Origin of the sequence: Bradyrhizobium sp. 149, assembly GCF_023073915.1 — a bacterium.
In the GTDB taxonomy this organism is placed as follows: Bacteria; Pseudomonadota; Alphaproteobacteria; order Rhizobiales; family Xanthobacteraceae; genus Bradyrhizobium.
On the sequence record NZ_JADPKK010000023.1, the window covers coordinates 199,662 to 223,258 of the forward strand.

Genomic DNA, 23,597 nt, shown 5'->3' on the forward strand with positions numbered 1-23,597 from the left:
ACGCCACTGCATGCCAGCTTGCGCATTCGCTCATCGCGAGCCCCCTGCATTAGATCTCGCGACGAACAACCCTGTTGCCGGTGGCACGATGGCCGAGATCTCGTGAAAGGAGGTCGCCGCCGGAGCCCGATTTGACGAGCGCCCGGACTGCTGCGGGTCAGCGGTGTTCGTACTTTCAAATCTAGCAACAAAGAGCGCCGCTGCTGGTGGCCGCAGACCCGCGACGGCACCAGAAGCTGCGATGTCGCTACCGATGAGAGGCACAAGCTTCTGCAAATAGGCCTGGGTCTCAGCCGGCAATGGACGACCGGCGAGATGTTCTTTATAGCGACCAGGTCCCGCGTTGTAGGCTGCAACGAAGCCCGGAGAGCCGTAACGGTCGTGCAGTTCGCGAAGGTACGCAGTCCCCGCAAGAATGTTATCGCGGGGATCGTAGGGATTATTGCCGAGGTCGTACCGCAGGCGTAGTTCTGCCCACGTCTCCGGCATGATCTGCATCAGCCCCGTGGCGCCTTTCCGTGACCTGGCACGCGCGTCTCCGGCACTTTCGACGTCTATGACTGTGCGTATCCAACGCTCCGGCACGCCGAAGCGACGTGAGGCTTGCTCGACGAAATCCGCAAATGGCTCGCCAGTTGCATACCTTGCTGTGGGGTCCGCGGGTTGCGTCTCCGCGACAGCAGGAACGTTGCTCACGGTCAGCGCAGCGAACAACGATACAACAGCGAGCAGGCTCCTCTCGAACAAACGCAAGCGTGCCGCCGTGCTCGCGCCCGCCCAGGGTAAAGCCGCTTCGCGCCGGCCTTTCGGCCGCCCTGGACCGCCGCTGCGCGCATCGGCCTTGCAAGCTTTGGTCGGGACGGAGGAATGGTCCTGCACTGGGTCGAACAGAGGAATGGCAGGACGGGAACGAAGAAAACGCACGATCATTCCTCCCACGTCCACATCGGGAGCGCACGGCCGATCACGGCCGACGCCGGAAGTACTCCAAAATATCGGCCGTCAAGGGAGTCGTCCGACTGCCAGTTCATGAGGAACAGCTCACCGTCGCCGACCACGCGGCAACCCTGCCATTTCGGCAGCGGCCGGCCCCGCCCATCGCGATCTCGCGCCTCGCCCACTACAATTTCATCGACGGAAATCGTGAGCGCGTTTCTGCAGACCGTCTGCCCTGGCAGTGCCAACACCCGCTTGAGCATGGGGACGCCGAGCGGCAGATAGCCGTTCAGGTCGAGAAAGGTCGCAAGCGGCCCCGGCGGTTGAACGGCGACCAGCTCGGTGACATGCAAGTGTTCGACTGGTTGCAAGCTATAGAGACCGATTGGCACGCTTGCCGATGCATTCCAAATGTAGCGTGGAAGCGGCTCCAAGGCCATTGTGGAGACGAGCGCAGCAGAAACCGCAAACGTGGTTATCAGCATTATCAGGCGGCTTGTCATCGCGTCACCCTTTGACGATGAAGCCAGACCTGGTGGCGCGCTTTGGTGTATGGACGGGGGTTCTCGTTGACGGACAGACGGTTGTGGACGTGATGCCAATGATCAGGCGCGACGTCCGCGGGATTGATGCCAAGCGCCTCTATGGCATCAACCATTTGCAGCACCCGTTCGACCTTCGGCCAACCGGAGAGCCGCAGCAAAATCTCTCCGCCGGGTGTCACATAAGGTACGGTCGAGCAGCGCTGTCCAGGCGCGACCGCGCGCAAGACGTCAATCCGCGAAATGATCGTGCCAAAGTCGTTGGATGTCCAACGGACGAAGGCAAAGATGCTGCCGGGTGCAAATGACAGAACACGCCGGTGACGATCAAGCTTCCGTTCCTTCACAATGCGACCGAACCGAATGCGGTTTTCGATACGCTTCTCGAGCCACAGCACCTCCACTTCGGTGAGATCACTCATGCCGCCGCTCCCGAAGACTGAAATCGGGAGTCGTAAGCATTGGCGGCGGTGAAGCACCTGTAGGGCTTCTGCCGACAAGGAGGATTAACGGCCCGCGGTTGCCAGTCGCCTGCGATGCGGTTTCCGGCTTGGCCCGTTAGAAGAAATCCAAAGGATTTCTGGTTAGTAAAGCTAGAGCGGCTGGAAAGCGCAGAGAAACAAGCTCTTAAGCTCGATTCCGGTCCCCGATAGCACGAGGATTGCGTCCTCGATAGCACGAGGGTTGCGGTCCCCGATAGCACGAGCTGATTCACAGGTTGTCCTCCGAATTTGGAACGAGACCGCGGCGGCGCAGGCCGTGCCGTTAAGGGATCAACAGGCGCGGGCGCGAAGTTCAACCGCTCGGCACCGTTCGGGTCGCGCGTGAGCACGAGCTGATAACCGGGCAATGTCTGGCGCTGGACGATCTGACGCACGTCGTAAGCAAAGTGCTTGAGCGGCGAGAGGATGCCGGACTTGGCATGGAGGTGTACAAGGTCAAAGCTCCAGCCGCCGTCCTGACGCCCGCCATGCTTGCGCACGAGCCGGTAGAGCCAGCGCTCAAGTCCGCCCGTCAGATCGAAGTAGGCGCGGTCTATCATCAGCACGAGCGCGTCATCGATGACGCCCGCATAGAACCAATCCGGCAGACAAAGCTCGAGGCCAAACGGGCGGCCATTTGCATCGGCCGTCTCCTTCCACTCGTTGATCCAGGAGAAGCGATGCCGCCGCCATTCTGCCGGCTGCCGGATCGACTTCAGCACCGTCGTTGACTGAAGTCTGTCGAGACCCGCCTTCAGCCGGTCATAGTCACGCGCGCTGGTGCCGCGGCCGACAAACGTCAAAATCTCGTAAGGCGTTGCAGCCATCAGGCGCGACGTCTTCAGGCCAGCGTCACGCGCTTCGACGATCTGGGACGCGGCCCAGATCAGAACATCTGCATCCCAGATGGTCGCCACGCCGTGTTCAGGCACGGCTTCGACACGAATTGCGATTGCACCGGCCCGGAAATTGATCGGCACAATCCGCTTTGTCTTCGCGAGCGAGAAGAAGGGATAAGCCATCAGATCCCGCGCATCGCGCGGTGCGAGATCGCCGGGCAACGCCCGAAAGAGCTCCAGCTGGTCGCGCTCGGAATGGGGTTTACGCCGCATGGTCACTGCTCTTGCGCGGCGATCAGCGACGTTCCTGGCCCGCATAGGGACGCAGGACCGGATGTTTCTTGGCGGGCAGTACAGTGCCCTTGCCGGGATCCGACGTTGACGTCTTGGCGCCGAGATCAGCCCATGCTTTCAGGTCGTCTACGGCGTAGACGACACGCCCGCCGATCTTCCGATAGGTCGGCCCGGTGCCGTACGTGCGGTGCTTCTCGAGCGTGCGACCGGAGAGGCCAAGGTAACGCGCGGCTTCCGGTGTCCGCAGGAAGCGCGGGGGCATTCCGGCCGTGGGATCGGGCATTTGAGAACTCCAAGGTGACAGCGCACCGCGCATGGCGGCGTCGGCGTGTATGCGGTCATCATGGAGAAGCGCGATCTCGGAGGGGGATGCCGAATATGGGGGACATGATTTTCGATACCCCTCGGCCGAGGGGCTATTCGTCGCTGCGGCCGGGCCGCAGAAGTTTGCGGTAACCTCCGCGTACCAGCGCGAGGCCGCCTTTCACTAGGCGGACCGTTCGATTGCGCAAATCGTGCGTCTTCCAGGCGCGATCAGGGATGCGCTTTTTACCGAACAGCGCTTCGGCGACAGCGCGATAACTACCGCCGGCGCTGCGAGCATCGAGCGCACGGATCGCGGCGCTCAGACGCTCGCGCCGCTGTTTAGATAGTTTGTAAAATGCAGGACCTGGCGCACGTCCATTCATCGCGCGCCACAGCCGTCGGGCAGCATACGCGCGAGCTTCCAAATCGCCGTCAAACGGCAATTCGGCTGCGTATGACGCGCCGAGCACGGGGGGGGTCTTTGGACCAGACACGGTGATCCATCGCCCCGATGCGAAGCACGATATGCCAGCCGTCGGCTGCGCGGCGCACCTGCCCCGCTGTAAGGTCGTGCAGTGGCCGAGAGGCCGAACTGCGATCGGCGGTCGACGCGACCGTGACTGGAACAACGGTCGTTAGAACCTCAGGCGCCCAAAAGATTATCTGCTCGTCGAAGGACCACTGGGGGTCATGGGCGAAAGCAGATGCCCCACCTCCTCCTGAATTTCGCGGTCGCTTCGCCATCTGGGCTGCTAGCGATCATCGCTTCGTAATCACGTCGATAGTCCGCGTTACGACGAAGACATTCCCAGGCGATGTCGGTGATTTCGGCGTCTTGTAGGCTCTTATAGGAATCCGGCGACCGCCAGTCGAATTCAGGCATTGCTTCCGTCCCATTGCACTCAGCTAACAACGATTGCGGCGCAATAGGTATGAACGAAACGGTTGTAGGAAGCCCCTAGTTTGGCACCACGTGGTGCACTGGAATGACCACCCGATAGCGGAAGAAAATCGTTCTGCATGCAAGTCGCCAGTCGGCGATTTTCTTCTATTATGAGCCGGACCCGCGTAACAGACGACCCTGCTCCGTAACCCATTTAGCGCGCGCAAGATGACTCTGGTATGCGCTCCGCGCACGGTCCGGCTCTCGCTCTGGGTCTATATGCAGCACGACACGAGCGACTTCCATCCAGTCAGCCCCCTCGCTCTCAGCCTGCAGAAGGCGAACGTACGTGACGACGTGCTGTTCGTCATAGGCTGTCAGCGCCGGCTCGTTCGGCGCGACATCCGCGACGTCAGGATCTAGCGGTGGCTTCGACATCAGAGGCTACAATATGCGCTGGATTGAAAATCAAATCGCGAGACGCAAGCCTTGCCGGCTCGAACAGTTCCCTGCTGTAGCATATGGCATGCCAGGTGCTCGGGCGAGCGTTCAAGAAGCCGCGTTTCCCACATTTTCAGCAATCGAAGCTCCGTCCGAACCTGCAACACCCGGCTCCGCGTATTATAACACGTAGCGCCAAAATACGCGATTGCTTCCTATCCTGCGGATGGATATTCGCAAGGTCTTTGGAGCGAACGCGCGTCGATTTCGACTGGCCCTTGGCTTGAGCCAAGAGGCCGTGGCGGAACGCATGGGCGTCGACCGGGCCTTTGTAAGCAGCATGGAGCGAGGGCTGCAAAACGCGACATTGATAACAATCTGGCAGATTGCTCAAGCTTTAGGGGTCCGGCCTGCAGACCTGCTTGAGGAGAAGGTGTCCAAATTTCGATCATGAACTTCCGCGAGCCGGGCCGGCGGTCCGGGAGCGCCCGACGTGGACAGGCGTCACGGCCACCGATCCGGCTTGCTGGATCGCATCAGGCCTCGAACAGGCGCCCAGAGGTATGCGCCGAGCGCGACCCATCAAACGAAATCTCCCTTAAATGGGCGCAACGTCCTAAAAACAATCAGTCGGTATCATCGACCGAGGTACGATTTGAGAAGCCCCGCCCGGCGGACCGGACGGGGTTTGGCGGAGCGTCTACTCGCCGTTCTTGCGGGGCCGCGACCAGAGCAGCGTGTAGCCCTCGCCGCCTTCGTCGTCGAGCAGGTTCGCGTAGATCGGTGCGTTGAATGAGGGATCATCGAGCTTGAGCGAGAGGTAATCCCGGCCCTCTTCGGAGCGCTTCGACCAGGCTGCCCCAATCTCGGCCCGGCCCACGTAGATGCGGTGGCTCGGAGCGTTGTCGTTGGATCGGTTGGTCTCGGCGACGATACGGACGCCCTTGGCTAGCAGGCTCAGGGTGACGATCTCGCCCTGGAAATCGTTGCCGACCTTCTTGAAAGAACCGATGTTAGCCATGTCACTTCTCCTGTTGTGTTTCGAGTCCGCGACCACCGCGGCCTCGATGGTGATCTAGAGGCCGAGGACGATTGGCGACGCACCCGCTTGCCGGCCGGAGCGCAGCGGAGGACGCTGTTAGAGCGACTTTCTTGCCTCGCGAGGAACGGGCGTAAGCCCAGGGGAAGAAAGTCGCATCAACGGCGTTGCGGCTCAGACGATCGAGGCGCAGCCGGTCTTCGGCCACATCAAGCCATCAAAGAGGCCACGTGCGTCCGCGTGCTGAACCGCAATCTTAAGGAGAAGACTTGGCGAAGCTCGGTTGAACTGCACAAGAGGTTGGTACGGTTCGGCGCAGAAGAGAAACAATCTGCCACAAAGGGCGGTATCGTCCCGGAAGGAATGATCAAGCGCGGCGCGTCGCTCCACCGTAACTATGTGAACCAGACAGAGATTGGCACGGCTCCCTTAAAGGCGCTCCGAGGAGAAGTGCGGTTACCTCACCTCTCGCTCACGCTGGACGACTCCTCCTTCTACGTAACGCGCCCTGCGGTCTTGTTCGATCGATGACGGCGACGAAGTGTCATCGCTCGTGCGTGGCGGCCGTAAGAACTGGTCGAGGCAAATTCGCCACCCCTCCGGTCGACTCCAACGGGCGGGGCTCCGCGAAAACCGTCAAGCGCGTCCATGCCGTTCCGCCGATGCAAACCGCACCCAGGCGAGCGAAGGCCTCGCGCCAAGCCAGCGAAGGCACCCCGATCTACGACAGGGCGAATATCACATGATAGCCAGCGATAGCCGCTGGCACCGCGAAAGCGGCTGCAATCGCGATGCGCAGGGTCAAGGAGCGACGAAGGGCGACGGCAACCTGACCAGCGGCAAGCGTCAGCGCGCCAGAAGCAATTCCGATAAGCAGTGCGCCGAAGACGCCCGCGCCATCACGAAATGCCAACATCCCGACACTAAGTGCGACGAAAAACGGCAACGCATACACCGCCAGCGTAAAGATCAGCCAGCAGAATATGCTTAAGCCAACGGCGTAGAGAACAAGCTGAAGGGCGAGCATGGTGGTGGCTCCATGTACATAGACGTACCAGTCGCGCCTTCCGCCACCACCGCGGCGCGGCTTCGGACGCAAAATCGAAACGAGGCGGAGTTGCAGCGTGCAACTCCACCTGGGCGTGTTCAAGGCGACGGCGCTTACGCGCCGAACTTCCAGACGGGAATGCTGAGCCGCTTTGCCTTGTCGGCAAGGTTGTCCTGAATTCCCGTGCCTGGGAAATGCACGACGCCGATCGGCAGCAGTTCGAGCATCGCATCGTTGCGCTTGAACGGCGCCGCCTTGGCGTGCTTCGTCCAGTCTGGCTTGAAGGCGATCTGTGGCACCTTGCGACTGGTCGCCCATTTCGAGGCGATCAGTTCAGCGCCTTTCGGGGAGCCGCCGTGGAGCAGGACCATGTCGGGATGCTTGGCGTGAACCTTGTCGAGGCGATCCCAAATGAGGTTGTGGTCATTGAAGTCGAGTCCACCGGTGAGTGCAATTTTCGGACCTGGCGGGAGCATGACCTCAGTCTCGGAGCGGCGCTTGGCCGCGATGAAGTCGCGGGAGTCGATCACTGCCGCGGTGAGCGTGCGGTGATTGACCAATGATCCTGATCGCGGGCGCCACGCTGAACCGGAGTGGACCTCAAATCGCTCGATGGCCTGATCCCGGAACAGTTCCAGGCAATTGCGCCGCTCGATAAGCGTTATGCCTTCGGCCGTCAGGCGTTCGAGTTCGACCGATCGCACCTCCGAGCCGTTCTGCTCGCGTTGGCTCTTCAGCTGCGCCTGTTCGTTGTCGTCGAGCTGGCGTTCGATACGGTCGACGGCCCGATGGAACAGGTTGACGGTTGACCAGAGCAGGTCGTCAAGGTCCGGTTCAAGCCGCGTGTCGCTCAAGGTGGCAACCAAGGCGTCGAAGATATTGGCCACAGAGCCGACGATCATCTTGCCCTCGGGCAGCGGTCTCGGATCGGGCTGGTCGTCGAAGGGACGGTAGCTGAAGAGCTGCAGTTCGGTGAGCACGTGGTCGGTCGGAGATGTGGCGTACGGCGGTTCGATGTCGTCATGGTCGGTCATGGGAAGAGGTCCTTTGCCGGATCGGCCGCGACCATCGCGGCCTTCAGGGCGATCCTCTGACGGCAGGAGGAACGGGCCAGAACCCGAAAGGGCCGAAGCGGCAGCGGAGGATGGCGGAAGCCGGCTATTTTGGTTCGCGGTGCAAAGCGCGCTGGCCAACCATATGATGTGTCTTCACATCACCGGCGCGCGGCGGAAAATAGCCGGACGCAGCCATTGCCGGCCCGGGCCGTTTGCCGTCCGATCGCCCTTTAGAAGGCCGCGATGGTCGCGTCCTCTTCCGGTATTGGCGTCGCCCATGAGCGGCCTATCAACTTCGATCGAAGACTGGGAGCTATTCCGCGGGCGCCATCGACGAATGCAGGAAGCGAGCGATGTCCTCCGGCACGAGTTGAATCCGCAACGCCGCTTGGAGGGCCTCGATACTAAGGATATGCAGATCTTCGTTGAAGTCGCCCAGCCGGGGCGACAGCACGACCGCTTCAATGCCGGCGTCTGCTGCGCGCTGGCTGAGAGTTGCCAGTGCTGCATCACCGGCGGCATCGGCATCGCGCGCAATGTAGAGCCGGCGCAGGCTAGACGGCAGCGTCATGGCGGATAGGTGATTAGCCGAAAGCGCAGCCGCCATCGGCATAGTCGGCAGCAGGTAACGTAGCGAAAGCATGGTCTCGATACCCTCGCCGGCAGCGAGCACGTCATCCACCACGCCGAACCGAACGGCGTTGCGGAGCAGATCGCCCATGGCGCGTCGTGGGGTATCGATCGGAGCCTTGCCGAGCCGAACAAGATCAAAGCCGTCCGGATCGAGCCAGGTCCGGTGCACGCCGGTGATCCGACCATCGAGATCCGTGACGCAGGCAATCATCGCCGGCCAGGTCTCGGTCGGCAGATGGTCGTCCGCCCGATAGTAGCAGCGTGGATGGAAGCGCAGACTGCCGCCATGATAGATGCGAGTTATGCCGCGGCCCTGCAAATATGCCTCGGCAATGGTCCCCTCGATCGGGCTGGATATCGCAAAGAGCCGACGGGCACCTTCCTGCGATCCGGGCGTTACGACTGCGGGAATAGGTCTTGGGGCGGGTTTCTGCTCAGAACGAGGCAGGTTCAAAAAGCGCCTCGCCTCCTCGGCGACCTCACGAAAGTCTCGCAAAGCCAGAGTTTCGCGGATGATGTCGAGGAGATCACCATGCGCACCGGTTGCGGCATCGGTCCACTTGCCCGCCGCTCCCTTCGGCGATTCCTGGAGCCGCACAAATAGTGAGCGGCCCGGGTTGTTGTGGACGTCGCCGACTACCCAGTACCGCCCCGTCCGCTTGCCATTGGAGAGATAGTGTCGGCACACCGCCTCCGCCTCGCGCGCGAGGCGGCGTGCCAGTTCACAAGGTTGGCGGGACATCAGGCCGCCTCCTGCCAACTGGCACCTCTAACTGTATACTGGACGCGTGCCTTCGACAGCATCTCTATGCCACTTGCGTCCATCCGCACGAACATGCGGAGCTTACAAAAGATGATCTCTCCAAAGAGGCCGTAGCCTCGCAAGCTATTGCGCATCTTGGCATCGGCCGACACTTCGATGCGCTTTCCACGCGTCACTCTGACATTAGCCGACGTGATCTTTTGGACAGCTTTTGGCATGTTGATTCTCCACGACGGCCAGCCCGGAGCCTCTCTCTCGGCCTGCAACCCGTCACGGAAGCGACCCTGCCCCTCTTACTCTTGTGCCCGCGCCCCCCGAGCAGAAGCTCACGCCGCCCGCTGCTACTCCGTCGACATGTCGCCGACGGGTTCTGGGAGAAAGCCAAGAAGATAATCGGCAACCTTGCCGGCCTGGGAAGCAGCCCGGATAATGGCACGATTGTCCTCGCGCAAGACTTCAAGCCATGAGCCGATATAGGCGGCATGCCGCACCGTCGGCACGATGCCGAGCGAGGCGCAACTGAACGCAGACGAGATTTCTGCAACCAACTCCTCGAAGGCGTACTTCCTGGTACCGTAGTTGCCTGACAGGTCGCGGTTCAGACGTGACGGATGACCGCTGGCATGCGCCAGCTCGTGGAGGGCCGTTCGATGCCAATTTATTGGTTCAAAATAGGCCTGCGGTGGCGGCACCTGCACATAATCTTCAGTCGGCGCATAAAAGGCGCGGTTGCCGCCGATGCGGAAGTCGATGCCGCTTGCCTTGATCAGGTACTCGACGTGCGGCTCGATCGGGCCTGGCGGCGGAGATGGCGCCGTTGTTGCGATCTCTGGAGGCAGGCCGGCACATTGATCGGTGTTGAAGACCGTGAAGCGCTTGAGGAAAGGAACAACTTGTGCCTCCTCACCGGCCTCATGTGCGCGGCACTTTTCGTCGACCGGCACAAAGCGGTCGGCATAGACGACAGTCGTGCCGCGCTCGCCCTTGCGGACGTGACCACCGAGCGACAGCGCCTGGCGGAAGGTAAGCCAGCTCTCCCCTTTAAATCCGTGTTCGGTCGCGGCACCCCATAGAACTAGAATGTTTATGCCGCTGTATTGGCGACCGGACGCCGCGCTCTTCGGCAAGGCCGGCGGCCCCTCCGCCGCCGCGGTGCCCCAAGGCTGCACCCACGGCACTCGGCCAGCCTCCAACTCGGCGATGATCTTGTTGGTGATGTGGTCATAAAGACTTGCCCGGTCCTCACCGGCGCGCGCCCGAGGATGATGTCTGGACATCGCGGATCTCCGCGACGAGCGCTGCGAGCCTCTCTCGCAGCCTATAACCCGTCACGACAAAACCGCGCGACACTCTTACTCTCAGCCTCTAATTCAGAATGCGACGTCTGCGACCCGGTCGGCCGTCCGTCCAAGCCTTCATGAGAATAGGCGCTGAGATGCCCTGGGGCTGAGGGTCTCGACCAGGCGTGCGCCAACGGCGCATCGCCTCCACGCGAAATGGCACCCGAGAGCGTGAGCATAGCGATCCGAAGGGGCACGCGGGTCCGAGTGCAGCGACGAGACCGGTTAAGAGGGCACCCGGGAACGGGGCAGTGATAGCGATCGCCGAAGGCGAGCCCCTTTCACGAGTGCCCCCGGCGAGGAGCTCCGCAGAGTTTGCGCGAGGGATCGAAGCCGGATGGCCGAGACGCAACGCGGCTCGGTACAAAAGAGCCCGATGCGGCGAAAGCCGCACGCGCGGAGGCGGAAGAACTCCACCAAGGCGTCAAGTGGAGGACACAAATTCCTAGCGCGCATTCGTCTGCGCCTCGATTCTGATCTAGATGGATAGCAGACCGTTTGTCCGATTTTACACCATCTGCGGTGAGGGCATTTCTGATTGCATTCGGTCTTGGATCGGCCAGCCGTCCAAGCGCGTCATCCGAGGCCGGCAGCTCACGGACAACTGGAGCCGTTAGTTCCACTATGCGGCGGCCGTCGGAAATGACTAGACCAGACGAAGCGAGACCTGCCGAGCAGGTGCTCGAATCGGCGTCGCCGCGAGAAGAAGCCCCTGGTGCAGCGCGCACCAAAATTCCGACTTTGGATGCCGATCCGATGGCTTCAATGCAGATCTACCGTCAATTTTGTCGAATAGGCCATTGATCATACATCCAAAGCAGCTGGCTGCCCGCTAACGGCTGTGCCGACCTGGCCCCCCATAGAAATGTTGCCGCTTCTTGAATTTCCCCGATGGGAATTAGCTCTGCACAAGAACTGCCAGCCAAGACCCACCTTTTTGCGCGCTACTCTGGCCTATCGTCGCGCGGCCGCGCCGGGCGGTAGAGCCGAAATTCCTTTTACCGTAGAACACCGCTTGATGAGCCATCCTAACTCCCGCTCACCGATCCCGAGCACAGAGCAATCTAGATCTTCTAGATCGGACGTCGTTCTTCAGTGAATTCAGCTCTTGTTAAATCGAGCGGACCCCCAGCTGTGAAACCAGAACGCCCAACGTCCCCGCGCACCCCGCTGCCTGCCCGCTACCCACCCGCTGGAACTTGGCCCGGGATGATGAGAGCGGACATGGCTGCCGCCTATCTCGACTTTGAGGACACAGGCGAACTCGCGCGCGCGATTGGTCGAGGTGACGCACCGCCGCCGCGTGGCTATCGCGGCACAGGACGACTGCGGGAGCCAGTTTGGTCAAAGGCGGCTATGGACCGCTTCGCAGCGTCTACCGGAAAAAGAGACCTTAATGAAGCAGAGGACCTCTTATGCCTCGTATAACATCACTTGATAGGGCACTGCGACTTCCACGATATTGTCGCCAAACGAAATTAGCGAACAACAGGGTGGCCTATTATTTTGAACCGCCATCCTGGGCCCGTCGACAGGGCTGTAGTTTAAACCCTGAAGCTTTAGGAAGCGACTACGCAAGCGCAGTCGAGCGGGTCGAGCAAGTCCTGTTGCCCGCATTCGACAGTTGGCGCTCACGAGGTTTGACTGACATGACGCCGGCCTCTCCCGAACCCGGCACGTTCGATTGGCTCGTCGGCATCTTTCAAGCTCATCCGAAGTGGAACGAAATCGAAAGCGCTACTCAGCGGCATTACACGAAAAGTCTTGCAATGTTCGCCAACCACGAGCTGAAGGATGGAAGTCGCGTTGGGTCGAAGCATTTGTCCGACTTCACCAAAGCCTTCGTCGACGCAGTTTATGGAAAGCTGCTGGTGGTCACAAGAGTAAGTAGCAGTGGGGAGGTGACGGTTCGCGAGCGTCGTCGCTATGTAAATATGGTTATGGCGGCGTGCCGCCGCGCCTGGTTCGTTGGTCAGCGTGCTCAAGAAAAGATCGTGCCAGCGAGCAATCCATTTTCCCGGATGGGGTTAAGATCTCATGCGCCTGGACGGTCGATACGGCCCACGCCGACCGCAACTTGGGATGAACTCGTCGCATTCAGAGCTGCGGCGACAAGACTTGATTACCGCTCCATCGCAACAGCTGCCTTGTTGTCGTGGGAGTGGTTGCAACGAGAGCAGCACGTGTTCGGCGCGTTCGACATTTCGCATTACCGCCCGAGCGAGCGGCCAAATAGCGTCAGAATCGTGCATCCAAAGAATGGCGAGGAAGCCTGGTGGCCACTGTTAGACGAAACGGCGGCCCCTCTCTTTCCCGAACTTATGGAGGAGCTCGACGAGATCAAAAAGACCACCCTCTCTGGCTTGGTATTCCGGCGTGACCATGCGCATCGTCAGTCTACAATCCCGCTTCCATGGATTACCCCACGCAAGGATCTGCGCTATCTACGCAGCGTGGTAAAGCAGATAATCGCCGAGGCGGGCCTTCGTAAGGAACTTTCTTTTAGGTCCTTCCGACATGGGGGATTCACTGAGGGCGCCGACAGTGACCTCACGGATGCAGAGTTGCGCGCCGCCGGCCGCCATAGATCAAATCGCCAACTGCCGACCTACGCCAAGCGTACCGGCAAGCAGTTGATCACGGCTACGAAGAAGCGCCGCGAGGAGCGAATAAGATCACTCCTCGTTCGACAAAACGCCAATTATGCCCCGGAATGAGGTGCGTCCGCGAGCTGCAGCACCCACATAGCGTTGAATGATCGCCTATTTTCCTGTCCACACCGGCTTGCGCTTCTCGCTGAACGCCTTCAGCCCTTCCTTGGCGTCCTCGGTCATGGCGAGCAGCGCGATCTGGCTTTCTGTGTAGGCGATGCTCTCGTCGAACGACATCGAGGCTATGGCGCGCATCGCGTATTTGCCGCGGCGGATCGCGGTCGGCGATTTGTCGACGATGCGCCCGATCAGCCAGCCGACCTTGGCGTCCAGCTCGGCCGCGGGCACGACGTAGTTCAGCAGGCCCGCTGCTTGAGCGGCCATCGCGTCGAACGGCTCGCCGGTCAGCGCCCATTCGTTGACGAGCCGGGGCGGCGCGATGGACTGCAACAGGCTCAACACCTGCATCGGGAACACGCCGACCTTCACCTCCGGCAGGCCGAAGATGACGTGATCAGCCGCAATCGCCATGTCGGTCATGCAGAGCAGGCCCATGCCGCCGGCCATGCAGACGCCACTGAGGCGCGCAATCGCGGGCTTGGTCGCGTTCTGCGACAAACGTAGCAGATCGGCATAGTCGACATTCGGCCTGGAATGATCCATCGCGAACGCCGCGCCGGAGTTCTGCAGATCGGCGCCGGCGCAGAACGCCTTGTCGCCCGCGCCGGTCAGCACGATGACCCGGACGTCCTTGTCCTCATGCGCGTCGCGATAGCCCTTGCTGATGCCGGCGATGACCTCGCCATTCAGCGCGTTGCGTTTCTCGGGCCGGTTGATGGTGATCCAGAGCGCCTGCCCGCGCTTTTCGGTGATCACGGCGGTGGTGTCGGTCATGGCACGCTCGCTTCCTTGATGTCCGTTTTGCCACCATTTGCGGCAGCTCGGGCGGAAGGTTCAAGGGCAATCTGTGGCGCGGCGCCGCTTTAGCGTCTCGACACAAACTTGCGGACGATCGAAGCGCGCGCGATTAGGCCGCGACCGCTTTCCTGATCCAGACCTTGTTGTCGTGGAAAGCGGCTCCGCCGATCGGCGCGATCGTGTCCGCGCCCGTCAACATATTGATGCCGCGGTCACCGATATGGTTCTTGTTGGGATGAACGGACTCCGCGATCAGCACGCCGCGCCGCACGCCCTCGAACAGCTTGGCGATCAGCGTGGTCTCACCGCGCGTATTGCCGAGCGTCACGGCGTCGCCATGGGCGATGTCGAGCGCGGCCGCATCCAGGGGATGGATCATCACGCTCGCCTTGCCCTCGCGCGCCTGGGAGGACGGCGTCTCGTTGAAGGTGGTGTTGAGGAAGCTGCGCGACGGACTCGTGGCGAGCCGGAACGGATGAGCCTGGTCGGAATGCTCGATCACCGCCCAATGATCCGGCAGCGACGGCATCGTGTCGAAGTCGCCCATGGTCTGGCCGAACGGCGGATGCGCCCAATCGGCCTTGAAATGGAATTTCCTGTCGGCGTGGGCAAAGCCGTCGAGATAATGCGAGGTGCGGAAGTCCGGCTGCAGGTCGCGCCAGAGGTCGGCTTCGAGGCCGCCAATGTCGCCGTGGTCGCTCAGCTTCAGCGTCGCATCGATCAATTCGCGCGGCGTCAGCTCGAAGCCCGGATGGCTGGCGCCAAGCCGCGGCGCCAGCGCCTGCAGCACTTCGTGGTTGGAGCGGCATTCGCCGGGCGGGTCGATCAGCTTCGGCCCGACCGAGATGTGCTGGTGGCCGCCGCCATAATAGAGATCGTCGTGCTCCATGAACATCGTCGCCGGAAGCACGATGTCGGCCATCTCGGCCGTCTCGGTCATGAACTGCTCGTGCACCGCGACGAACAGATCCTCGCGCGCAAAACCCTGTCGCACCAGCGCCTGCTCCGGCGCCACCGTCATCGGATTGGTGTTCTGGATCAGCATTGCCTTGACCGGCCCCTTGCCGTGCAGGGCCTTGGAATCGCCGGTGAGGATACGGCCGATCTGCGACTGGTCGAGCGCGCGGATTGTTTGGTCGATGGCGTCGTGGCCTTCGATGATGGATTCGTTGAAGTGCCACAGCGCGTAATTGTTGAAAAAGGCGCCGCCGCCTTCATATTGCCAGGCGCCCGTCACGGCGGGAATGCAGTTCGCGGCATGCATCTGCGCCGCGCCGTTGCGCGAGCGGGTGAAGCCGTAGCCGAGCCGGAAGAAAGTCCGCTTGGTCTCGCCCACCAATTTGGCAAAGGCCTCGATCTCCGCCACCGGCACGCCTGAGATCGCGGACGCCCATTCCGGCGTGCGCGTCTTCAGATGCGCCTCGAGTTCGGCAGGGCAATCGGTGTATTTGTCTATATAGGCGCGGTCGGCATAGCCGTCGCGGAACAGGACGTGCATCACGCCGCAGGCGAACGCGCCGTCGGTGCCGGGCCGCAGGATGATCTTGATGTCAGCCTGCTTCATGGTTTCGTTGTCGTAGATATCGACAGCCGCAATCTTGGCGCCGCGCTCCTTGCGGGCGCGCGCAGCGTGCGTCATCACGTTGACCTGCGTGTTGACGGGGTTGGTGCCCCAGATCACGACGAGATCGGAGAGCGCCATCTCGCGCGGATCGACGCCGGCGATCTTGCCGGTGCCGATCGCGAACCCGATGCGCCCGACATTGGCGCAGATGGTCTGATAGAAGCGCGAATATTTCTTCACATGCGTGAGCCGGTTGAGGCCGTCGCGCATCACCAGTCCCATCGTGCCGGCGTAATAATAAGGCCAGACCGATTCCGCGCCGTGCTCGCGCTCCGCGTCGTTGAAGCGATCGGCAATCTCGTCCAGCGCGTCGTCCCAGGTGATCCGCGCGAATTGGCCGGAGCCCTTCGGCCCGGTGCGGCGCAGCGGGTACATCAGCCGTTCAGGATGATGGATGCGCTCGGCATAACGGGCGACCTTGGCGCAGACCACGCCGGCCGTATAGGTCTGCTTTTTCGAACCGCGGACGCGGCCAATGCTGCGTCCCTCGACCACCTCGACATCGAGGGCACAGGCCGACGGACAATCATGCGGGCAGGTCGAATGGCGGATTTCGATCTTGGCGTGCTGGTTCATGTCCAATTTGGTAACACCAAAATACCTGTGAGCCGAGGGCATTTATCCGGCAACGCCCATGCGATTTGCTCAGAGCGCATGCGCCGCCGGTTCCTGCCGCGACCGCGAAGAGCGGCGCGGCCACACCGAAAAGCGCCGGATATTCCCGGCACGATCGGCTTTGTGAGGCGTCGACAGCCCGCATTCCCTGCCGCTACAGTACCTACCAACAAGAACGACATCAGGGAGGTGGGCGTGGCCCGAAGATGGATGCTGGCGCTGGTCGCCGGCCTGCTCGGCGCATTCGCCGCAGTCCCCTCATTCGCACAGGATTACCCGACCCACCCGGTCCGGATCGTCGTGCCCTTCGGCGCCGGCGGGCCGGCCGACGTCGCGGCCCGGCTGATCGGCAATGCGCTCCAGGAGAGTTTTGGCCAGCCCTTCGTGATCGAGAACCGCACCGGCGCGGGCGGCGTCATCGGCACGGCCGAAGCGGCGAAGTCGCCCGCCGACGGCTACACGCTGTTGATGATGTCCAACACCCAGACCGCGAACGAATCCCTGCTGACGCCGGACAAGCGCAAATACGAGCTGATGCGCGACCTCGCGCCGATCGCACCGGTGAACTCTTCCGATCTCGTCATCGTGGTGAACCCGCAAGTCGCAGCGAAGACGCTGCCGGACTTCATCGCGCTCGCGAAGTCGCAGCCGGGCAAGCTGAACTACGCCTCCTCCGGCCAGGGCACGCCCTACCACATGGCCGGCGAGTTGTTCAAAGCCATGGCTGGCATCGACCTCGTCCACGTGCCCTACCGCAACAGTGGCGAGGCACGCAGCGGCGTAATCGGCGGGCAGGTGCAGATGATGATCGACGCGGTGCCGGCAATGGCGCCGAATATCGGCGAGAACCAGGTCCGCGCGCTCGCAACTACCGGCAAGCAGCGCTCGGCGGTGCTGCCGAATGTTCCGACAGCGATCGAGGCGGGCGTAGCAGGCTATGAAGCCACGATCTGGCTCGGCCTGATGGCGCCGGCCGGCACGCCGAAACCTGTTATCGACAAGCTCAATGCCGCCGTGAACGCAATGGTGAAGCGGCCCGATATCATCAAGCTCTGGACCGAGCAGGGTGCCGTACCCATGTCGATGACGCCGGAAGCGTTCGACAAGTTCCTGCGCGGCGACATCGAGAAATGGGCCGATGTCGTCAAGAAATTCGACAAGTCCTGAGGCCGTAGAGCGACAATGCCTACCATTCAATTCCAGCTCAACGGCACGGCGGCGGCCGTGGATACCGATCCGGATCAGCCGCTGCTCGACGTGCTGCGCAGCCGGCTCGGCGTCACCAGTCCGCATTTCGGCTGCGGGGCGGGTGAGTGCGGCGCCTGCCATGTCATGGTCGGCGACCGCGCGATGGCCTCCTGCGAGATTCCGATGTGGTCGGTCGCGGACAAGGACGTTGTCACAGTCGAGGGCCTCGGCACGGCGGAGCAACCGCATCCGCTGCAACGCGCCTTTATCGCCGAGCAGGCGATGCAATGCGGCTATTGCGTATCGGGGATCCTGATCAGCTCGGCGGCGTTGCTGAAGCGCAATCCGTCGCCGACGGAGGCGGAGGTGAAAGCGGCGCTGGATCGCAATCTGTGCCGCTGCGGATCGCATAATCGCATGGTCCGCGCAGTGCTGCGGGCGGCGTCGGAGATGGCGGCGTCATGACTACGGCGTTCCCTGCCCCGACCCTGCCGGTCAGCCTTGCGGCCAATCCAAAGCTGTCCAGTTGGGTGAAGTTCATCGGCGAATGCCGTGTGGTGGTCTCGCCCGGCAAGGTCGAGATCGGCCAGGGCATCGTTACGGCCCTGGCCCAGATCGCGGCGGACGAGCTCGACGTCGACATTGGCCGCATCGAGATGATCCGCGCCTCCACGGCGGCCAGCCCGAACGAGGGCGTCACCTCGGGCAGCCTTTCGGTCCAGCAATCCGGCCGCGCGTTGCGGCAGGTCTGCGCCGAGGTGCGCCAGCGCTTCCTCACCGCGGCATCGGAGCGTCTCGGTGTCGATGCGTCGCTGCTCGAGATCCAGGACGGCACGATCTCGGGTCCCGGAAATGTCAGGACCAGCTATTGGGAGCTCGCCGGTGATGTGTCGCTCGACCACGACGCCAATGCGGGCGCGACAGCGAAGATCGCCGCCAAACGCGCCGTCGCCGGACATTCGGTCCAGCGCGTCGATATTCCCGACAAGGTGTTTGCAGGGCGGCGTTTCATTCACGACTGCGCACTGCCGGGCCTGCTGCACGGACGCGTGCTGCGACCGGACATCTCGGGCGCCAGGCTGATCGCGCTCGACGAGACGGCTGCGCGTGCTGTTCCCGGCCTCGTCACGATCATCCGCGACGGCAACTTTTCCGGCGTGATTACCGACAGCGAGGCAGCGGCGGAAGCCGCGCTGAAAGCCTTGCGCAAGGGCGCGACATGGACGGCCGGTGAGCCGCTGCCCGATGAAGATGATCTGGCGGGCTTCCTCAAGAGCCAACCGGTCGAGACTGATGTCATCGACACCAGGACCAATGCGACGACGCGCCGGCATGCTCGTACCCTCCGCCGGCAATACACCCGCCCCTACATCGCGCATGCCTCGATCGCTCCATCCTGCGCCATGGCGCAATGGAACGGCGATCGCGTCCATGTCTGGACGCACAGCCAGGGCGTCTACCTGCTGCGCGCCGATCTCGCGATCGTGCTCAAGCTGCCGGCAGAAAACATTGTCCTCGAGCACATGGAGGGCGCGGGCTGCTACGGCCACAATGCCGCCGACGACGTCGCGCTCGATGCCGTGCTGCTGGCGAAAGCGGCGGGCGGCCGTCCGGTGCGGGTGCAGTGGTCGCGCCATGACGAGATGGCTCACGCGCCGTTCGGCGCGGCGATGGTGATCGAGATCGAGGCCGATCTCGATGCCGACAACGAAATCATCGGTTGGCGTCATGCGATCTGGAGCAACGGTCACGCAGCGCGGCCGGGGCGCGCGGCACAGCCCGCGCTGCTTGCCGCAACCGAGATTGCGAACCCCTACCCGCGCATGATCTCGACCAACCCGCCCGCCGCCAACGGCGGCGGCGGCGATCGCAACTCCGTTCCGCTCTACGACCTCCCGGCCTGGACGGTCACGAGCCACCGGCTGCTGACCATGCCGGTGCGGACCTCGGCACTGCGGACCCTCGGCGCGCAAGGCAATGTCTTCGCCATCGAGTCCCTGCTCGACGAGATCGCCGCCCTGCGCGGGGAAGACTCGATCGCGTTCCGCCTGCGTCATCTGCGCGACGAACGGGCGAAGGACGTCATCCGCGCCGCGGCACGACGCGCGCAGTGGAAACCGCCGAAGCAACCCGGCATCGGTCATGGCGTCGGCCTCGCCCGCTACAAGAACACGGGGGCCTATTGCGCCGCGATTGCGGAGATCGAAGGCACCGATGACATCCGCGTCAAACGGCTGACGCTTGCGGTCGATGTCGGCGAGGCCATCAACCCGGACGGCGTCATCAACCAGATCGAGGGCGGCGCGATCCAGGCAACGAGCTGGGTGCTGAAGGAACGCGTCCGCTTCGACCGCACACGCATCATTTCGACCTCCTGGACCGACTATCCGATCCTGACCTTCAGCGAGGTGCCGGCGGTGGATGTCGAGGTCATCCAGCGACCGGAAATCGAGCCGGTCGGCGCCGGCGAAGCTGCCCATGGCCCGGTGACGGCGGCGATCGCGAATGCCGTTTACGATTGCCTCGGCGTGCGCGTGCGCGACCTGCCGATCACCCGCGAGAAGATCATTGCAGCCATGGAGCCGGCGTCGTGACGACAGTGAACATTTTGAGTGGAGGCGCGGCGCAAGGCCTGGTGCGGGGTCTCAGCGATCCCTTCAAGACGCAGACCGGCTTCGGCATCGACGGCGAGTTCGGCGCGGTCGGCATCATGGCCGACAAGCTGCGCGCGGGAACGGCGGCTGATCTCGTCATCCTGACGCAGGCGCTGCTTGCAAAGCTTGCCGAAGAGAAGCTCGTCAGTCCCACCTCGATTTCGGATGTCGGGCGGGTCGAGACCGCGCTGGCGGTCCGTAGCCGCGATCCCAAGGTGACCGTGAAGACCGAGGCCGATTTGCGCGAGGTGCTGCGCAGCGCCGACGCGATCTTCGTCCCGGACACCAGGGCATCGACCGCGGGCCAGCATGTCGCAAAGATCCTGGATCAGCTCGGCATCGCCTACGAGGTAGCCTCGCGTCTCAAGATCTTTCCCAACGGCGCGGCCGCGATGCGGGAGCTTGCGTCGTCCAGTGCAACGCGTCCGATCGGCTGCACCCAGGCGACCGAGATCATCGCGACCGACGGCATCGCGCTATCAGGAGCGCTGCCGCCGGGCTGCGAGCTCGTGACGATGTACAGCGCCGGCGTGACCACGCGGGCCGCGCATCCGCAACAGGCGGCCGCGCTGATCGCGTTGCTGACCGGCGCGGACCGCAAGGAACTGCGCCAGCGCGCAGGCTTCACCGGCTAGATAACCGCCCTATGTGTGCAACTGGGTGAGGCCGGTCGGCGGACCGTCGACGGCGGTCCAGCCGCCATCGACAAACAGCGTGCTGCCGCTGACATAGCTTGCGGCGTCCGAGGCGAGATAGGCGACGGCTGTCGCGACCTCGTCGGCGCTGCTCCAGCGGTTGAACACGGTGTGACCGGCGTAGAGATTGTAGATGTCGGGACGCTGCTTGAACGGGCCGGTCAGCGCGGTCTCGGCGATGCTCGGCGCAATCGCGTTGACGCGCACGCCGGAGCGGCCGACCTCGGACGCAAAGCCCTTCACCAGCAGGCCGATGGCCGCCTTGGTCGAGCCGTAGACACCGAGGCCCGGCTCGATGGTCACCGCCCGCACCGAAGAGCAGGCGATGATGCTGCCGCCCTTCTGCTCGACCATGATGCGCCCGAAGGCCTGGAAGAACCAGACCGTGCCCTTGATATTAAGGTTGACGACGCGGTCGAGATCCTCCTCGGTGTAGTCGAGGATGGTCTTGCGGATATTGAGCCCGGGCGTCGTCACCGCGATGTCGAGCCGCGGGAATTTCTGCATCACGGTCTTGGCCAGCGCATTGACGTCCGCAGCGCTCGCGGCGTCACACGCAGCAGCTTCCGCCCAGCCGCCCTTTTCGCGAATGCCGGCGGCTGCCGCTTCGGCGGCGTCAAGCGCGCGATCGGCGCAGACGACCCGGGCGCCGAGCCCGGCCAGCACCTCGGCCGACGATTTGCCGATGCCCGATGCGGCGCCCAGCACCACGGCGGTCTTGCCGGTGAGATCGAAGAGCTTGCGATAGTCAGTCACGGATAGTTCTCCTGTACTGCTGCTATCCCTTGTAGCCCATCAGCAGGCGGGGCAGCCACAGCGAGAAGGCGGGGACGTAGGTCACGAACATCAGAGCGGCGATGAGGGCGGCGTAGAACGGCAGGATGGTGCGCATCACCGCCCCGACCGAGATGCCGCCGATGGCGCAGCCCACGAACTGTGTCGTCCCGACCGGCGGCGTGTTCAGCCCCAGCGCGCAGTTGATCAGCATCAGCATGCCGAACTGCACCGGATCCATGCCCGCCTTCATCGCGATCGGCAGGAAGATGGGGGTGCAGATCAGGATGGTCGCAGCCATGTCCATAAACGTACCCAGCACGAACAGGATGACGTTGATGAGCAGGAAGATGACCCAGGGCTGCGTCGAGACCCTGCTCATCATGTCGCCGGCGAAGTCGGCCACCTCGTAAAGCCCCATCAGATACTGGAACATGGTGGAGACGCCGATCAGCAGCAGCACCACGCCCGTGGTCTTCACCGCCTTGGCCGCAGCGCGCAGGAAGTTCGGCAAGGTCATGGTGCGATAGATGAAGAACGTCAGCAGGATCGTGTAGGTGACCGCGACGGCCGCGGATTCGGTTGCCGTGAACACGCCGGACAGGATGCCCGCCAGGATGATACCGACGATCAGAAGGCCGGGCAGCGCGGCCGCAAGCGAGCGAAAAACCGCGGGCCAGCCCGGGAACTTGCCGGCCGGATAGCCTCGCTTCACCGCGACCGCGTAAGCCGCGACCAGCATGCACACCATCAGCACGAGCGCCGGCAACAGGCCGGCAGCTATCAGCGCGCCGATCGAGACCTTGCCGCCGGCGGCGAGCGCATAGATGATCATGTTGTGACTGGTCGGCATCAGCGCTCCGACCAGCGAAGCATGGGTGGTGACGTTGACGGCGTAGTCGGTGTCGAAACCTTCCTTCTTCATCATGGGGATCATCACGGCCCCCATCGCCGACACGTCGGCCACGGGCGAGCCGGATACGCCGCCGAACAGCGTGCAGGCGACCACGTTGGACATGCCGAGCCCGCCGCGGATGTGTCCGACGAGGTTCTTGGCGAGCTGCACGATTTTATCGGCGACGCCGCCATGCAGCATCAGCTCACCGCTGAAGACGAAGAACGGGATGGCCAGGAAGGAGAAGATGTTCATCCCCGACATCATCTGCTGGAAGATGACGGCGACCGGGAGGCCTTCGTAGAGGATGGTGCAAATCGCCGAGAGGCCGATCGCGAAGGCGACCGGTACGCCGAGGACGAGGAAGCCGAAGAAAGTGGCGCCGAGAATGATCAGTTCCATGAGGGGACGACCTCTTCGCCGCGCAGGAGAGCGATGATGTGCTCGATTGAAAAGGAGACGATCAGGACGCCCGAGGCGATCAGCGGCACGTAGCGGATGACCTCAGGCAGGCCGAGGTTGGGGATCTTCACCGTTCCGACCGACGCTCCGAGGATCCAGCCGTTATAGGCCATCGCGAGGCCGAACCCAGCCACCAGGACGTGGATGACAAGCTCGATCTTCTCCCGCGCGTGATCCGGCAGCATCACCAGCAAGCTGTCCATGCCGATGTGCCCGGCATCGCGCACGCCGACAGCGGCGCCGATCAGCGTGACATACAGGATCAGAACCAGCGCAAGGTTCTCCGTCCAGGTCGGGCTGGAATTGAGCACGTAACGCCCGAACACCTGGTAAAAGACGATGGTGACGATGACGAGCAGCCCGGTCACCGACAGATACATCCCCGCGCGAGCAACCGGTGCATTGATCCGGGACAGCAAGCCGGTGGACGGGCGTGCGGCAACGTCCAGCTCGTGGTCTGCGACGTGAGGGTCTGTCATCCGGGTCTCCTTGCGCGCCTCCAACGCGTCCGGCATCGCCA

General features: G+C 62.8%; 25 protein-coding genes. 6 read left to right on the forward strand and 19 right to left on the reverse strand.

Going from position 1 to position 23,597, the window contains the following annotated elements:
• Positions 1–30 precede the first annotated feature (30 nt).
• The 8 genes from IVA88_RS28685 to IVA88_RS28720 form a co-directional block, all read right to left on the reverse strand.
• Positions 31–930: a lytic transglycosylase domain-containing protein gene (locus IVA88_RS28685; protein ID WP_247500564.1), complete on the reverse strand. Its 900-nt coding sequence runs from the start codon at positions 928–930 to the stop codon at positions 31–33.
• Positions 927–1,439, reverse strand: coding sequence for a S26 family signal peptidase (locus IVA88_RS28690; RefSeq protein WP_247500565.1), 513 nt, complete (start codon positions 1,437–1,439; stop codon positions 927–929). The genes IVA88_RS28685 and IVA88_RS28690 overlap by 4 nt, the downstream gene beginning before the upstream one ends.
• Positions 1,436–1,900, reverse strand: coding sequence for a DUF2840 domain-containing protein (locus IVA88_RS28695; RefSeq protein WP_247500566.1), 465 nt, complete (start codon positions 1,898–1,900; stop codon positions 1,436–1,438). The genes IVA88_RS28690 and IVA88_RS28695 overlap by 4 nt, the downstream gene beginning before the upstream one ends.
• Positions 1,897–3,078, reverse strand: a complete 1,182-nt coding sequence (locus tag IVA88_RS28700) for a replication initiator protein A (RefSeq protein WP_247500567.1) — start codon at positions 3,076–3,078, stop codon at positions 1,897–1,899. Before IVA88_RS28700 ends, IVA88_RS28695 begins: the two co-directional genes overlap by 4 nt.
• Positions 3,079–3,094: 16 nt before the next feature.
• Entirely contained in the window at positions 3,095–3,376 is a 282-nt protein-coding gene (locus tag IVA88_RS28705; protein WP_247500568.1) for a helix-turn-helix domain-containing protein, read from the reverse strand.
• Positions 3,377–3,509: 133 nt separating this feature from the next.
• Complete coding sequence (locus IVA88_RS28710; protein WP_247500569.1) at positions 3,510–3,869, reverse strand: DUF2285 domain-containing protein; 360 nt, start codon at positions 3,867–3,869, stop codon at positions 3,510–3,512.
• 218 nt (positions 3,870–4,087) lie between these two features.
• Complete coding sequence (locus IVA88_RS28715; protein WP_247500570.1) at positions 4,088–4,282, reverse strand: DUF6499 domain-containing protein; 195 nt, start codon at positions 4,280–4,282, stop codon at positions 4,088–4,090.
• A gap of 168 nt (positions 4,283–4,450) precedes the next feature.
• Positions 4,451–4,720: a DUF2285 domain-containing protein gene (locus tag IVA88_RS28720; RefSeq protein ID WP_247500571.1), complete on the reverse strand. Its 270-nt coding sequence runs from the start codon at positions 4,718–4,720 to the stop codon at positions 4,451–4,453.
• 229 nt (positions 4,721–4,949) lie between these two features.
• Between IVA88_RS28720 and IVA88_RS28725 the strand changes: the two genes are divergently transcribed.
• Complete coding sequence (locus IVA88_RS28725; RefSeq protein WP_247501216.1) at positions 4,950–5,177, forward strand: helix-turn-helix transcriptional regulator; 228 nt, start codon at positions 4,950–4,952, stop codon at positions 5,175–5,177.
• A gap of 246 nt (positions 5,178–5,423) precedes the next feature.
• Here IVA88_RS28725 and IVA88_RS28730 read toward each other — a convergent pair whose 3' ends face one another.
• The 6 genes from IVA88_RS28730 to IVA88_RS28755 form a co-directional block, all read right to left on the reverse strand.
• Entirely contained in the window at positions 5,424–5,744 is a 321-nt protein-coding gene (locus tag IVA88_RS28730; RefSeq protein ID WP_247500572.1) for a DUF736 domain-containing protein, read from the reverse strand.
• Positions 5,745–6,483: 739 nt separating this feature from the next.
• On the reverse strand, positions 6,484–6,789 hold the full coding sequence (locus IVA88_RS28735) for a hypothetical protein (RefSeq protein WP_247500573.1): 306 nt from the start codon (positions 6,787–6,789) through the stop codon (positions 6,484–6,486).
• A 134-nt stretch (positions 6,790–6,923) separates the two neighbouring features.
• Positions 6,924–7,844, reverse strand: a complete 921-nt coding sequence (locus IVA88_RS28740; RefSeq protein WP_247500574.1) for a DUF2493 domain-containing protein — start codon at positions 7,842–7,844, stop codon at positions 6,924–6,926.
• 334 nt (positions 7,845–8,178) lie between these two features.
• Positions 8,179–9,240, reverse strand: a complete 1,062-nt coding sequence (locus IVA88_RS28745; protein ID WP_247500575.1) for a toprim domain-containing protein — start codon at positions 9,238–9,240, stop codon at positions 8,179–8,181.
• Positions 9,240–9,479 carry a hypothetical protein gene (locus tag IVA88_RS28750; RefSeq protein WP_247500576.1) on the reverse strand — a complete coding sequence of 80 codons (240 nt, stop codon included), beginning with the start codon at positions 9,477–9,479 and terminating at the stop codon, positions 9,240–9,242. The genes IVA88_RS28745 and IVA88_RS28750 overlap by 1 nt, the downstream gene beginning before the upstream one ends.
• 123 nt (positions 9,480–9,602) lie before the next feature.
• Positions 9,603–10,538: a zincin-like metallopeptidase domain-containing protein gene (locus IVA88_RS28755; RefSeq protein ID WP_247500577.1), complete on the reverse strand. Its 936-nt coding sequence runs from the start codon at positions 10,536–10,538 to the stop codon at positions 9,603–9,605.
• 1,712 nt (positions 10,539–12,250) lie between these two features.
• Here IVA88_RS28755 and IVA88_RS28760 point away from each other — a divergent pair.
• Positions 12,251–13,318 (forward strand): hypothetical protein, encoded by a 1,068-nt coding sequence (locus IVA88_RS28760; protein WP_247500578.1) that lies wholly within the window; start codon positions 12,251–12,253, stop codon positions 13,316–13,318.
• A 45-nt stretch (positions 13,319–13,363) separates the two neighbouring features.
• Here IVA88_RS28760 and IVA88_RS28765 read toward each other — a convergent pair whose 3' ends face one another.
• Positions 13,364–14,146 (reverse strand): enoyl-CoA hydratase/isomerase family protein, encoded by a 783-nt coding sequence (locus IVA88_RS28765; RefSeq protein ID WP_247500579.1) that lies wholly within the window; start codon positions 14,144–14,146, stop codon positions 13,364–13,366.
• Between the two features lie 133 nt (positions 14,147–14,279).
• Complete coding sequence (locus tag IVA88_RS28770) at positions 14,280–16,370, reverse strand: molybdopterin-dependent oxidoreductase (protein WP_247500580.1); 2,091 nt, start codon at positions 16,368–16,370, stop codon at positions 14,280–14,282.
• Positions 16,371–16,619: 249 nt separating this feature from the next.
• Here IVA88_RS28770 and IVA88_RS28775 point away from each other — a divergent pair, with 249 nt between their 5' ends.
• From IVA88_RS28775 to IVA88_RS28790, 4 genes are read left to right on the forward strand one after another with little or no spacing between them, the layout of a single operon-like run.
• Positions 16,620–17,576 carry a tripartite tricarboxylate transporter substrate binding protein gene (locus tag IVA88_RS28775; protein WP_247501217.1) on the forward strand — a complete coding sequence of 319 codons (957 nt, stop codon included), beginning with the start codon at positions 16,620–16,622 and terminating at the stop codon, positions 17,574–17,576.
• A 15-nt stretch (positions 17,577–17,591) separates the two neighbouring features.
• The gene (locus IVA88_RS28780) at positions 17,592–18,062 is read left to right on the forward strand and encodes a (2Fe-2S)-binding protein (protein ID WP_247500581.1); all 471 of its coding nucleotides are present in this window, start codon (positions 17,592–17,594) and stop codon (positions 18,060–18,062) included.
• On the forward strand, positions 18,059–20,191 hold the full coding sequence (locus tag IVA88_RS28785; protein ID WP_247500582.1) for a molybdopterin cofactor-binding domain-containing protein: 2,133 nt from the start codon (positions 18,059–18,061) through the stop codon (positions 20,189–20,191). Before IVA88_RS28780 ends, IVA88_RS28785 begins: the two co-directional genes overlap by 4 nt.
• Positions 20,188–20,886 (forward strand): substrate-binding domain-containing protein, encoded by a 699-nt coding sequence (locus IVA88_RS28790; RefSeq protein ID WP_247500583.1) that lies wholly within the window; start codon positions 20,188–20,190, stop codon positions 20,884–20,886. The genes IVA88_RS28785 and IVA88_RS28790 overlap by 4 nt, the downstream gene beginning before the upstream one ends.
• Positions 20,887–20,895: 9 nt before the next feature.
• Here the strand turns inward: IVA88_RS28790 and IVA88_RS28795 are convergent, their stop codons facing one another.
• From IVA88_RS28795 to IVA88_RS28805, 3 genes are read right to left on the reverse strand one after another with little or no spacing between them, the layout of a single operon-like run.
• Positions 20,896–21,702 carry an SDR family oxidoreductase gene (locus IVA88_RS28795; protein WP_247500584.1) on the reverse strand — a complete coding sequence of 269 codons (807 nt, stop codon included), beginning with the start codon at positions 21,700–21,702 and terminating at the stop codon, positions 20,896–20,898.
• Positions 21,703–21,724: 22 nt separating this feature from the next.
• Positions 21,725–23,017 (reverse strand): TRAP transporter large permease, encoded by a 1,293-nt coding sequence (locus IVA88_RS28800; RefSeq protein WP_247500585.1) that lies wholly within the window; start codon positions 23,015–23,017, stop codon positions 21,725–21,727.
• Complete coding sequence (locus tag IVA88_RS28805) at positions 23,008–23,556, reverse strand: TRAP transporter small permease (protein ID WP_247500586.1); 549 nt, start codon at positions 23,554–23,556, stop codon at positions 23,008–23,010. The genes IVA88_RS28800 and IVA88_RS28805 overlap by 10 nt, the downstream gene beginning before the upstream one ends.
• Positions 23,557–23,597 lie beyond the last annotated feature (41 nt).